Genomic DNA, 12,939 nt, shown 5'->3' on the forward strand with positions numbered 1-12,939 from the left:
TTGTTCTCTCTTGAAATGATTTACAAAAAAAGGAAGGGCGCCGTAGCACCCTTCCTTTTTTACAACGAGTTATGCGCTTTTTCTTATTGAATGTCTGCCCATTTCCAGTCTGCAAAACCGAGACCGTCGAGTACTACACCTTTTACTTTGTCTTTTTTCACATAAGAATGTGTGTAGTAGTAGATTGGAGTTGCTGGCATTTCGTCCATGAAAATGGCTTCTGCTTGTGCCAAGATTTGTTTGCGTTTTTCTGGGTCCTGTTCCAGAGCAGATTGGTTCAGCAGCTCTTTGTACTTCGGATTTTCCCATTTCGTGTCGTTGTTACCGCCATCTTTGTCCTTGAACAGATCCAAGAACGTGTATGGATCGTTGTAGTCACCAGTCCAGCTAGAACGCGCGATTTGGAATTTACCTTGGTTCACATCTTCCAAGAATACTTTCCATTCTTTGTTCTCCAGCTTAATGTCTACGCCGAGTGCTTTTTTCCATTGGTCTTGGATAGCTTCAGCAATTTTCTTGTGGCCTTCAGACGTGTTGAAGGAAAGAGTCAGGGTCGGCATTTTGGTGATGCCTTCTTCCTTCATACCTTCTGCCAGCATTTGTTTCGCTGCTTCTACATCGCCATCTTTGAAGTACGGGCTTGTTGCCACTGCCATTGTTGGCGGGATCAGACCCATAGCTGGTTCTTGGTTTGCTTGCGTGATGTTTTCGATGATAGATTTACGATCGATTGCATAAGCAAACGCCTTACGGATTTTCGCGTTGTTGAACGGCGGAACTTCCGTATTGAATTTGTACAAGTAAGTACCCGCGATTGGGCGCGTTTGCATTTGACCGGATTCTTTCAATGCAGGAATCGCATCGGTAGGAAGAGAGGTCAAAGGCGCTCCGGACCAATCCAAATCGTCATTTTCGAACATGGACAGCTCAGTATTTGCATCTTCAACCATGGAGAAGTTGAGCTTGTCGAGTTTTACAGCGTCTTTATCCCAGTAAGTATCGCTCTTCACGAGAACCAATTTGCTCTTATGTTCCCATGTTTCCATTTTGAATGGACCGTTACCTACGTGTGTAGCAGCTTCACCCGCCCATTTATCGCTGCCTTCCACTACTTTTTGGTTAACTGGGTAGTACGTATAGAACGCAGTCAGCTCCAAGAAGAATGGTGTTGGGTTTTTCAAAGTTACGACGAGTGTTTTATCGTCTGTCGCTTTTACGCCAACATCATCTGCTTTTGCTTTCCCCTTGTTGTATTCTTCTGCATTTTTCAGATAATACAATTGGTAGGAGTAGTTAGATGCTGTCTTCGGATTGAGCGCTCGCTTCCAAGCGAATTCGAAATCCTTTGCAGTAACTGGCTCTCCATTGCTCCATTTGCTGTCACGCAGGGTGAATGTATAAGTAAGACCATCTTCGGATACGTTAATTTTTTCTGCCACAGATGGATGTGGTTTGCCATCTTCGCCAATACGAGTGAGACCATCAAATGTTGCACGCAGAACCGCACTGGAAGTAGAATCCTCGGCCAATGCAGGGTCAGCAGTTGGTGGCTCGGACGTCATGTTCATTCTCAATACTTTAGGACCACTTGTTTGCTCCTTAGAAGCATTGCCTTGCTCGCCTGCTTTCTCACCGCCGCCGCCACAGCCTGCCAGCGCCGCACTAAGAACCAGGATAGAACTCATTGCTGCAAAAACGCTTTTTTTCACGGTGTTGACCCCCTATTTTCTATCGGTAAAACTTCATAGATCACTACTCCACAAATATACTGCATTTTTAGTAATATTGAAGACATTTTAAGCAAAATTAATTATGTTTTATTCAAACATCAAATTCTATTAAAGGAAATAAAAATAGTAGTTTCATCATGATGAAGTATGCCTCGTACATAAAAATTTATGCAGCAAAAAAACAACCCCTCAGCCAGAAGGCGAAGGGGTTCACTATGATTAAATGTGGGCTCGTCGATACTCGTTCGGCGCTACACCGACGATTGCTCGAAAATCTCGAATGAAGTGAGAGTGATCGTAGTAGCCTAGAGAGGTAGACAGGTCCAGCCAATCTTGGACCGTCCCTTGGTCAATCTGCTCCGCTGCCTCATGCAATCTGTATCGTTGGATGACGGACTTCGGGCTAACCCCTACATAACGGTCAAACAAGCGCTGCATCGTCCGCATGTTCATACCGGTCAATTGTACCGCATCCTCGACCCTGAGTACGGATCGATCCGCCTGAATCATCCTGACAATTTCATTGATGCGCGCAACATTCGGGTCAGGCTTCGGCAAATGTTCGAATAGAAAGACTTCTACCCTTTTCATCATTTGCTCATCATCTGGCAAGCTTAGCACTTCTTTCTCAAGCTGGTCAGTGGCAACACCAAACACGGCTTCCAGACTCGTAGAAGTGCCGCTCAGCTTTGATATCGGGGCATTCAGAAACGGATAAAAACCTCCGGGCCTGAATTTTACTCCGAAAACGTGACCTTGTCCCGTTAAAAGATGCGAGGAAGTCGTGCGGGCTACACCAAAAATGCCTGTTGCTCCTTTTTCAAACACCAGATTCACATTGGGATGAGCCAGTACAGTTTGCAAGTAAGGTAGTTCTGTACGCAAATCCCAGCGGACGACCCAGTAATGCTGCACGAAGTAGCTAATTTCAGCGGATGGCTCGTATCTGCCCAGCGAAAATTTCTTCTGCCCAATCATGGCATGCAGTACACCCTTTGGGAGCTTGGTAGTCTGATTTTCCAAGGCGCGCCTCCTGTCGTGTTTTTACAATACACACTACCGAATTCTTCTTATAGTAAGAGTAGTAGTTGGGAGACTTGAATACAATTCCTAAATGAAAAAATCAGGGGGTAAAACGATGGATCTTCGCTTCGATTACTACATTGATGCTACGCCAGAGCAGGTCTGGCATGTCCTTACTACCGATGAAGGCGTAAAAAGCACTTTCTTTGGGTGTACGATACGCTCGACTTTTCAAGTAGGCGATGAAATGGCTTATGTTGGTCCGGGAAAAGACGGTGACGATACGGTGCATGTTTACGGGAAAATCTTGCAGTTCGAGCCTCATCACATTTTCAGTTTCACTGAACATCCTGGTCCTGCCTATTACGAAAATCATGCGGAATTGCAGACTCGCGTCACCATTACCTTAGAACCGATTGGCGGCTGCACCAAGCTAACACTGATCCACGATCATTGGACAGAAGGCCACCCCTCCTACGCAAATACGAGCAACAATTGGTCGATGATGCTCTCGTCGATCAAGACGTATGCGGAGACAGGCAAGGCACTTGATTTTGGCTACTAATAGAAAAGAATCCCGAGACCATCCGTTTCGTTGGCCTCGGGATTTTTGTTATTTTCGTTACTCCGTCATTTCTGCCCACTTCAAGTCAATAAATCCGAGTCCATCCACTTGAACGCCTTTCACCTTGTTGCTTTGTACCCAGATATCCACATCCGTGAACATGGGAATCAACGGCATAGCATCCATGAAGATTTGCTCAGCCTCGCCAAACAGTTGCTTGCGCTTCTCTGGATCAGTTTCTACCGATGCCTGTTTCAGCAGCTCTTGGTAGCGCGGGTCTTCCCAGCCCGTGTCGTTGTTGCCTGTATTACCATCACGGAACATTTCCAGGTAATTCATTGGATCATTAAAGTCTGCATTCCAACCGATACGGCCTATTTCGTAATTCAGTTCATGCATATCCTGTATGTGAACAGTGGCCTCCTTCACCATGAGCTTTACTTCAATGCCAAGTTTTTGTTTCCATTGGTCCTGAAGCGCCTCGGCAATTTTCTTATGTCTGTCGCTTGGATTGTAAGTCAAAGTGATCGGAGGCAGAGTTGACACGTTAAGCTCCTTCATACCTTCTTCCAACAGCTTTTTGGCTGTTTCTACATCATTATCCTTGAAGTAGCCTTCTTTGTTGATAATCATAGATTGCGGCAGCATCCCCATCGTTGGCACTTGGCCCACTTGTGTGATGTTATCTACGATGGTTTTACGGTCAACTGAGTATGCCAAGGCTTTACGAATTTTCACATTGCTGAGCGGCCCTTTTGTCGTATTCATCTTGTACCAGTACATCGTGGCTTTTGGATGAACAACGAGCTTACCCGCGTCTCTCAGTGTTGGGATCGCATCGGTGGGAAGTCCGCCGAGTGGCTGACCTGCCCAATCCAGCTCACCGTTTTCGAACATGGACAGGGCTGTATTATCGTCCTCGATCATCGCGATCTCAATGCGATCGAGCTTCACTACGTCTTTATCCCAGTAGTGCTCGTTCTTTTCAAGTACGATCTTGCTCTTGTGCCCCCACGCTGTCAGCTTAAATGGACCGTTACTTATGTGCGTCGCCGCTTCGTTTGCCCATTTTGGATTGGCCTCCACTACTTTTTTGTTAACCGGGTAGTACGTGTAGAAAGCCGTCAGCTCCAGGAAGTAAGGCGTTGGATTCTCCAGTGTGACTTCCAGTGTTTTGTCATCGATTGCCTTCGCGCCGAGTTCGTCGGGATTCGCCTTGCCTGTGTGAATCTGCTGCGCATTTTTAATGTAGTACAGCTGATAGGCATACTCCGCGCCAAAGGTCTTGCCGAGTGCACGTTTCCATGCATACACGAAGTCGTGGGCAGTTACTGGATCACCATTGCTCCATTTGGAGTCACGGAGCGTAAACGTATACACCAGCTTGTCATCCGAGATTTTCACATCGGATGCTACTGAATTCACTGGCTTTGCGTTTGCATCGAAGCGAGTCAAGCCATCAAACGTAGCACGAACGATCGCTCCCGCAGTGGCATCTTTCGCAAGCCCAGGGTCCGCTGTCGCAGGCTCGCTCATAATGTTCGCCCGAAATACGTGGGGCTTTCCATTTGCAGGCTTTTCAGCGGTCGCTGCAGTTCCCTCAGCTGGAGGGGTTGTCGTAGATGGCTGCGTACTTGTGGAGCATCCAGCTAACACGCTTCCAGCGACCAACATCGCGCCAAGAAACAACTTGAGATTTCGTTTCATCTGAAAATTCCCCCTTATCTATATTTTCTCATTTCAAACACAATATACGCGACCGGAATTGGGTTGAAAACAGGGTTGCGCTATATTTAATTTAATTTTATGAAAATTCACCATATTATAAATAAAAGTAAAGCCCAACCAGCTTTTCGGCCAGTTGGGCTTTTGTTGATCGATCAATTATTTCTACTTTTAGAACGCTGGGATAATCGCGCCTTTGTATTCATCTTCAATGAACTTTTTCACTTCAGGTGAGTTCAGTGCTTTTGCCAGCTTTTGAATGGCTTCGGAATCCTTGTTGTCAGGACGAGCTACCAAGAAGTTTGCGTATGGAGTATCTTTATCTTCAATAAACAGAGCGTCTTTGGTTGGAACAAGCTTTGCTTGCAGCGCGTAGTTCGTGTTGATCAGCGCCAAATCTACTTCTTCCAGAACACGCGGCAGCATTGCTGCTTCTACTTCTTTTAATTTCAGGTTTTTCTTGTTCTCAACAACATCTTTCACTGTACCGCTGATGCCAGCGCCTTCTTTCAGCTTGATCAAACCGTTTTTCTCCAAGAGTGCGAGTGCACGACCGCTGTTTGTCGCGTCGTTTGGCAGCGCGATTGTTGCGCCATCAGCTAATTCATCTACAGATTTTATTTTTTTGCTGTAAGCGCCAAATGGTTCGATGTGTACAGCCACTACTGGCACCAGGTTCATGTTTTGGCCTTTATTGAAGTCTTCCAGGTAAGGCTTGTGCTGGAAGAAGTTTGCGTCGAGTTGTTTCTCGTTCACTTGAACGTTAGGTTGTACGTAATCAGTGAACTCTTGGACTTCCAAGTTCACGCCTTGTTCTTTCAGTTTTGGTTGAATGAACTTCAAGATTGCTGCATGTGGAACGGGAGAAGCGCCTACCTTCAATGTTACTTCCTGTTTTCCGCCTTGTGCACCGCCTTCAGCTGGAGCAGGTGCTGTTTCGGTTTTGCCTCCGCAAGCTGCCAAAGAAAATGCCAACACAGTAGAAAGTACAGATACGACTAGCTTTTTCATGAATGATTTCCCCCTTGCATGTATTTCGTTTTATTTTTTGTCAATCTATATGGAAAGATCCTATTTACGGCTGAATTTCTGAACCAGACGGTCCCCCAGCGATTGTAAGATCTGTACCATCACCAGCAAAATAACAACCGTCACAATCATGACATCGGTTTGGAAACGCTGGTATCCGTATCGAATCGCCAAGTCACCCAAACCGCCTCCGCCAATTACCCCAGACATCGCTGTATAGGAGACTAGCGTTACCGTCGTGATCGTAATACCCGCGATCAGACCGGATCTAGACTCTGGCAAAAGGACATTCCAGACGATCTGCCAATTGGAAGCACCCATAGATTGTGCAGCCTCAATCACGCCTTTATCAATCTCACGCAGAGAGGTTTCCACCAAACGTGCGAAAAATGGAGCGGCACCAAACACGAGCGGCGGAATGGCACCCAGTACCCCGAGTGAGGTTCCTACGAGCATTTTCGTCACAGGAATCAGCAAGATCATCAAAATGATAAATGGTACCGAGCGCAATACGTTGACAACGAATGATGCGATCGAATAAAAAGTGCGGTTTTGCAAAAGCTGTCCGCGTGAAGTCAAAAACAGAATGATGCCCAACGGCAAACCAATCAGGACGGTAAACAGAGTGGAGAAGCCGAGCATCGTGAGCGTGTCCATCGTACCTTCGCCGATTTCAGCCCAATCCACATTTTCGAATGTCCAGTCCATTTATATCACCTCTACTTCCAAGCCACGTTGGCGCAGCGTCTCAATGGTCTTTTGATTCTGTGCGACATCGCCTTCCAGCTCGATTACCAACTGACCATACGGCGTATCCTTCATGCGAGAAATGGTTCCCTGCAAAATACTGAACACCGTACCTGTCTCTTGCATGGTTTGGAACAAGATAGGCTGGTACGTTTTTTCTCCGAGGAAGGTGACACGAGCAATCGTGCGGTTCCCCGAAGCCTTTTCGTGCTCGACTGCTTCGCGCAGCTCTGTAGAGTCTGCTACTTGCTCCACGAATTCTTGTGTCGTTTGATGCTTCGGACGAAGGAATACATCCAGTACGTTACCCGACTCGACGATTTTTCCTCCATCAATCACGCCGACACGATCACAAATAGAGCGAATGACGTGCATCTCGTGGGTAATTAACACAATGGTCAAGCCCAGCTTGCGGTTGATGTCCAAGAGGAGTGCGAGAATGGAGTTCGTCGTCTGCGGATCGAGAGCCGATGTAGCTTCGTCGCAGAGCAGCACTTTTGGATCATTCGCGAGCGCACGGGCGATCCCGACACGCTGCTTTTGTCCGCCAGACAGCTGGGTTGGATATTTGTCCTTATGTGCCTCCAAGCCAACCAGCTTTAGCAGCTCGTTCACTTTCTTATCAATCTCTGCCTTCGGACGCTTTGCCAGCTTGAGCGGAAAAGCGACATTTTCGCCGACTGTTGAAGAAGATAGCAAGTTGAAGTGTTGAAAAATCATACCGATTGCGCGACGCTTTTCTTGCAGCTTCCCTTCATCCAGCTTTGTCAAATCGACGCCGTCCACAATAACTTCCCCTGAAGTTGGACGCTCCAGCAAATTGATGCATCGGATCAATGTACTTTTCCCGGCACCAGAGTGTCCGATAATCCCGTATATTTCTCCTTGCTCTATGGAAAGGTCGATCCCCGTTAACGCTGGGATGGTTTTACCTTGTACTTGATAGCTTTTATGCAAATGACGCAGTTGGATCAACGCATCCACCTCCCGACCATAATCTTGATAAAAATATAAAAACCCCTTTTTCACAAACGAAAAAGGGGCTGCAACGCAATGTATACGTTCGCATCCACCCTTCTCATCTGTACAAGATCCAATAATCCTGTAGGAATTGGCACCGCGACGTTCATTCGAAAATGAACCGGCTGCCGGGCTTCATAGGGCCTGTCCCTCCGCCTCTCTTGATAAGAAAGATATCTACGTATATTATGTTCGTTTTTTCTATTTCATGATGATACAAAACGGATTATATCCTTTTTGAAAATATCACGTCAATAGTAATAGCAGGAAAAGTTTTTTGATCCATGACGCCGTTGCGGATGATTTATCACAAAAAAAGCAGCACGCTTAGTTTTGCGTGCTGCTTTTCTTTTCTTCCACGGGTTGATCTGATGCTTCTGTAGGAGGTGTAATTTTTTCTTGGACAAACGACTGAACCTGATCGACATCTGGAACCAGAACGGAGCCTGCTCGGTGCGATTCACGGAACATCCCCATTGGCGGCAATTGATAGTTACCTGGCTCTAACGTATTCAATTTTAATCCAAGTGCAGACAGCTTCAGCATGTCCACCGAACTAATATTGGTTTGAACATACGGTGATACTTCCTTCAAAATGGTAGGAAGCTGCATCAGCGTCGTACCGTTCTTCATCTGATCCACGACTGCCGTCATTAATTTCCGCTGCCGCTCCGTCCGTGTATAATCGGAGGTCGCATCATGGCGGAAACGAGCATATTGCAAGGCTTTGTCTCCATCCAGCTTTTGCAGACCCTTTTTTAGATTAATATCGTAGGCACCTTTATCTGTTGGGTCATGATAATACATGTTTTTTTCTACATTGATCTCGACTCCGCCTACTGCATCAATCAAAGCCTTGAAGCCTTCAAAGTCAGTAATCACGTAACGATCAACCGGAAGTCCAGTGAACTGACTAACTGTTTCCATTGCCAGCTCAGGTCCACCTTCTACAATCGCAGAGTTGATCCGCGAACTGCCTCTACCGGGAATATCTACATACGTATCACGTAGGATTGAAAACATGTCATAACGTTTCCCCGTAGGATCGATGCTGACCAGCATCATGGAGTCAGAACGAGGAAGCCCGTTATTTTTCATTCCTCTGCGGTCTACTCCCATCAGCAGGATATTGACACGTTCCTTGCCATCCCACTCAGGTATTTCTGCTGCTTTGGTGGAATTCCCACCACTAGGCGGTGCGATGTTAGGCTCTTGAATATTTTGAGCAAATTGATAAAAAGAGTATCCGTAATATCCAGCTGTCGCAGCCATCACGACAAGCAAAAGAAGCAACACTCGTTTCCATATTTTCATAAAGTCCACCTTTATTCTCTCTATCCTCAGTTGATGTCATCTCTCCACTTTGTCTAGTATACTCGAATTCGACAAAATTGGAGCAGCCTTTATTTGGGTACCCATCACTTTATAAACATTTTAGTTTACAAAGTTTCAAAAACTCACTATACTGTTCTTATCCATAATGGGTAAGGGGTGCATTCGCGTGATATCACCGTCAGCTTTCCTCAATCGCTATCCACGTGAGGCCATTTTTTTCCTCATCGCCAGCTTTATCAACTCCTCCGGGAGCGCCTTTATGTGGCCACTTACTACCTTATACGTACATACCATTTTGCAACGCTCGATGACAGAAGCTGGATTCGTCTTGATGATCCAATCTCTGGCTGGAATCTTCGGCCAATTCATCGGCGGATCGTTGTTTCATCGACTAGGTGCCAAGCGTCTCATTGTCGGTGCATTGATTTTTCAAGGACTTATTCAATTTTCCATTCCTTTCGTTCAGAGCTGGCCTTTCTACCTGATACTCATGATGGGGCTTGGCTTTACGTTCAACCTATCGTTTCCTGCCATTCAGGCATTTATCGGCTTTCGTTGGAAGGAACAGCGCCGAGAATTGTTTAACATCGTCTATGTCGGAAACAACCTAGGGATGGCAATCGGTACCGCGTTGGCTGGAGTCATTGCCACTTTATCCTTCCAGCTTACGTTTTGGTTCAACAGCACGAGCACCTTACTCTTTGCCTTGTTTTTCTTCCTTTTCATGAAGAATATTTCGCATCAGGATCTGGTAGGTGAGCAACAGGAGGAACAGCAAAAACACCGCGAGAAAAACAACTTTACCCTGCTATTGCGGTACCAGTTGTATTTGTTTATGGCATTGGGCGCAGCACTCATTTTCTTTTCCAATACGGTTTGGAACACAGGCGTTGCTCCTTACATTACAGAGCAGGGTATGCCATTGTCATCGTATAGCTGGCTGTGGACCATCAACGGGATTATCATTTTTGCTGGCCAGCCCATCACGTCCTGGATCAAGCGGTTGTTGAATCAGAGCTTGTCTGCCCAACTCGTCGTCAGTGCCATCGCGTATGCTGTCGGTTTTGGGTGTATGCTTGTCTACCACGGTAGTTATTACGCATTTGTTGTCGGAATGGTTATCACTACATTTGGAGAAATGCTCATCTCGCCCACTATTCCTACTTTTATATCGGAAAAAACCGGAGAGAATGCTCCCTTTTATTTGGGGGTCGTAGGGGCAATTACAACTGGCGGAAGGCTCTTGGGGCCGCTGGCTATGGGGTTCATGTATGACCATGGTGGCATTCATCCAACTCTGTTCTTGGCAACGCTTGTCTCTGCGGGTTCGGTTCTGCTCTGTCTGTTACATGCTTATTTTCATCGGGAAAATCAAGCAGAGGTTGCTAAATACTGATTTCAATTGCAAAGAAGCCGCCCGATCCCTATTACAGGAACGAGCGGCTTGTTCATTACACTACTTCTTTTCTCCCTTGATTTGCACTTCCCAATCGACTTTGTTCTCTTTTATTACATGATCGAGGAAGACTGTTATTTCCTTCACATCTTTTTTCTGAAAGAGCACTTCTAGCTTCCCTTCGAGTTTTATCGTACCATTTTGGTTTTCTTTTTTGTTGACCATTAACCTTACTACTCTGGCCTCATTCCCGTTTTCGTCCTTTACCGTCAATAGCTTTGGAAGTCCCACAATATCTTTGGCAAGAATGGCTTCCACTGGAATATCGATTGAGGTATTCTCCTCATTAACTTCCATTTCGATCGATTTAAACGTGATTTGGTTCCCAGCAACATCTACTTTTTTCGGATTTTTCTCCAGTTCAGCAAGAGATAGCTTGGTTTGAGAAGAGACTTTCTCTCCTGTATAGACAGCATCGAGCTTCATTGTCAAGTTTTTTGCTGGGTCCAGTGGCATGTACGTATGGACAAAACTCGTACTTGGCTGCCACTTCGTTGTGAAGTCAACCGACGAACCATAGCTCATGCCTATGATATTGAGATTGTGATCCCTTTCATCGGATTTAATCATATCATCCCATTTGCCCACTACAGTCCCCTTTTCATCGACAAGCTCGTAACGAAAACCCGCCACTACTTTCTCATTCAGATTGCTGTTTGAGAACTCTAGCTGCGTAGCAGTGGGGGCAAAGCGCGCTTCTTTTAGCTCTATTGTTGCCCCTGTTGTAGTTTCTAACTTCTTGTTCAACGCTACTTTTTTCATGGCTGCTTTTGCTGGTCGCATATCAATCGGGATATCGAAATTCCACGTGCCTTTCGTATCTGTCAGGCGCTTCACGCGCATTTCCAAAATCAATTCGTCCGGCATCGGATTCTCTTCATTAAAGTATACACCCAGTTGTCCTCCGTAGGCGAAGTTTTCACCGTTCGGCAGCGGCAGCCATCTCAGCAATTCCGATTTATCATCTAAATACGTGATTACTTTGCCATTTTTATCTTTCAGTCGAACTTCCCTGAATTCATGAACAGTGTCACCTGAAATAATTGAGAACTGATCCTTCCAGAACGAAGGAATTTTTTTGCCTGACGAGTCCTTCACCGAGCCCAGAACCATGATACGCAAGGGATCGGCTACAACTGCACTGATTTCCATGGTCAGACCTTGGTCTGTCACCTTCATGTCAAGCGGCTGTACAAAGCCGTTTTCTGCCGCTTTCTTCACGCCAATGTCCGTCTGCTTTTTATCAAACAGGTCAACTACTTGTTTCGCATTGTAAGGTCCTTTTGTTACCGTGATCTCACTCGGATTGATCGATGCATAGATTCCATTCATATAGCTCGCAAACGTAGGAGAAACTGCTGTTCCGAATGTAACCACCATAGCCAACCCTGCAACTGCAATCGTCGTTTTCTTCACAATATCCACACTCCGCTTTTTCCAATTTATTTGAACCGGTTGTTTTTGAACGGGTTTGAGTACGTTCATCGGGTAAGCGGGGAGCTTGTCTATGACATTTTGGATGGTTTCCTCCGTCTGCCATACATCTTCCGCTTCATAATCGGATGTATCCAGCTCATCCAAATATTGCTCAAACTCGAACTGGCACGAACTGCATGTATCCAGATGCCGTTGTACTTCTTGTTTCACTCGCAAAGGAAGCTTATCTTCCAGATACGAGTTCAGCATGAATTTATCCAAGCATGTCATAGGTAGAGGTCCCCTCCTTTCCCCGAATTCGTAATGGCATTTTTGAGCTTGGCCCTGCCTCTGGAAAGACGTGTTCGCACCGTACTGATGGGAACACCCAGCTCCTCGCTAATTTCTTCGTAGCTCAAAAATTGGAGGTAACGCAGTTCCAGGACGACGCGGTATTTAGACTCCAGGGTCATCATTCGATTTTGCAAAAAGACTTTCTGCTCTTTTGCAAGGTACTCAAGTTCAGGTGTATGACTGGTAGCCAGTTCAATCTCTGCATCTATAACCGTAAGCGTCCGTTTGCGGTTACGCAGTTCATCAAAGCAATAATTGGTGGCAATCCTGTAGAGCCAGGCACCAAATTCGTAGCTTTTGCTGTAGTCACCCAAATGGTAATACACCTTGATAAAGATCTCCTGAGCCATGTCTTGCTCAAGATGCGGCTGTCCAATCATCTTGCGAATGAGCAATCTGACCCTTTTGTTATATTTTTGTATGATCTGAGAATACGCCTCCTTGTTCCCTCGGAGGACCTCCTCAATGATCAGCCTATCGTCCTGCATCTGTCTTCCTCCCCATATCAAAACCTGTATCGAGGGCTACAGGTTCAAAAA

Annotated in this window: 11 protein-coding genes and 1 riboswitch; of the genes, 2 read left to right on the forward strand and 9 right to left on the reverse strand. The window is 46.0% G+C overall.

Going from position 1 to position 12,939, the window contains the following annotated elements; translation table 11 throughout:
- Positions 1 to 83: 83 nt before the first annotated feature.
- Both E8L90_RS20775 and E8L90_RS20780 read right to left on the reverse strand, forming a co-directional pair.
- Positions 84 to 1,709, reverse strand: a complete 1,626-nt coding sequence (locus E8L90_RS20775) for a peptide ABC transporter substrate-binding protein (RefSeq protein ID WP_137031134.1) — start codon at positions 1,707 to 1,709, stop codon at positions 84 to 86.
- A gap of 240 nt (positions 1,710 to 1,949) precedes the next feature.
- Positions 1,950 to 2,753 carry a helix-turn-helix domain-containing protein gene (locus E8L90_RS20780; RefSeq protein ID WP_208759437.1) on the reverse strand — a complete coding sequence of 268 codons (804 nt, stop codon included), beginning with the start codon at positions 2,751 to 2,753 and terminating at the stop codon, positions 1,950 to 1,952.
- 115 nt (positions 2,754 to 2,868) lie between these two features.
- Between E8L90_RS20780 and E8L90_RS20785 the strand changes: the two genes are divergently transcribed.
- Positions 2,869 to 3,318 (forward strand): SRPBCC family protein, encoded by a 450-nt coding sequence (locus E8L90_RS20785; RefSeq protein ID WP_137031136.1) that lies wholly within the window; start codon positions 2,869 to 2,871, stop codon positions 3,316 to 3,318.
- 57 nt (positions 3,319 to 3,375) lie between these two features.
- On the opposite strand, the gene E8L90_RS20790 is transcribed toward E8L90_RS20785, so the two are convergent.
- From E8L90_RS20790 to E8L90_RS20810, 5 genes are all read right to left on the reverse strand, one after another.
- A complete protein-coding gene (locus E8L90_RS20790; protein ID WP_137031138.1) occupies positions 3,376 to 5,025 on the reverse strand; it encodes a peptide ABC transporter substrate-binding protein in 1,650 nt (549 codons plus the stop codon).
- A gap of 189 nt (positions 5,026 to 5,214) precedes the next feature.
- Positions 5,215 to 6,054, reverse strand: a complete 840-nt coding sequence (locus E8L90_RS20795) for a MetQ/NlpA family ABC transporter substrate-binding protein (RefSeq protein ID WP_137031140.1) — start codon at positions 6,052 to 6,054, stop codon at positions 5,215 to 5,217.
- 60 nt (positions 6,055 to 6,114) lie between these two features.
- Positions 6,115 to 6,780 (reverse strand): methionine ABC transporter permease, encoded by a 666-nt coding sequence (locus E8L90_RS20800; RefSeq protein ID WP_137031142.1) that lies wholly within the window; start codon positions 6,778 to 6,780, stop codon positions 6,115 to 6,117.
- Positions 6,781 to 7,794, reverse strand: a complete 1,014-nt coding sequence (locus E8L90_RS20805) for a methionine ABC transporter ATP-binding protein (protein WP_137031143.1) — start codon at positions 7,792 to 7,794, stop codon at positions 6,781 to 6,783.
- Between the two features lie 100 nt (positions 7,795 to 7,894).
- Positions 7,895 to 8,010: riboswitch (SAM riboswitch) on the reverse strand.
- A 156-nt stretch (positions 8,011 to 8,166) separates the two neighbouring features.
- Entirely contained in the window at positions 8,167 to 9,153 is a 987-nt protein-coding gene (locus E8L90_RS20810; protein WP_137031145.1) for an LCP family protein, read from the reverse strand.
- Between the two features lie 187 nt (positions 9,154 to 9,340).
- Here E8L90_RS20810 and E8L90_RS20815 point away from each other — a divergent pair, with 187 nt between their 5' ends.
- Positions 9,341 to 10,570 carry an MFS transporter gene (locus E8L90_RS20815; protein WP_137031147.1) on the forward strand — a complete coding sequence of 410 codons (1,230 nt, stop codon included), beginning with the start codon at positions 9,341 to 9,343 and terminating at the stop codon, positions 10,568 to 10,570.
- 60 nt (positions 10,571 to 10,630) lie between these two features.
- On the opposite strand, the gene E8L90_RS20820 is transcribed toward E8L90_RS20815, so the two are convergent.
- Together E8L90_RS20820 and E8L90_RS20825 are read right to left on the reverse strand one after the other, a co-directional pair.
- Positions 10,631 to 12,337, reverse strand: a complete 1,707-nt coding sequence (locus tag E8L90_RS20820) for a DUF4179 domain-containing protein (RefSeq protein ID WP_137031149.1) — start codon at positions 12,335 to 12,337, stop codon at positions 10,631 to 10,633.
- Positions 12,334 to 12,888 carry an RNA polymerase sigma factor gene (locus E8L90_RS20825; RefSeq protein ID WP_137031151.1) on the reverse strand — a complete coding sequence of 185 codons (555 nt, stop codon included), beginning with the start codon at positions 12,886 to 12,888 and terminating at the stop codon, positions 12,334 to 12,336. The genes E8L90_RS20820 and E8L90_RS20825 overlap by 4 nt, the downstream gene beginning before the upstream one ends.
- Positions 12,889 to 12,939 lie beyond the last annotated feature (51 nt).

It is taken from the genome of Brevibacillus antibioticus (assembly GCF_005217615.1).
GTDB classification, from domain to species: Bacteria; Bacillota; Bacilli; order Brevibacillales; family Brevibacillaceae; genus Brevibacillus; species Brevibacillus antibioticus.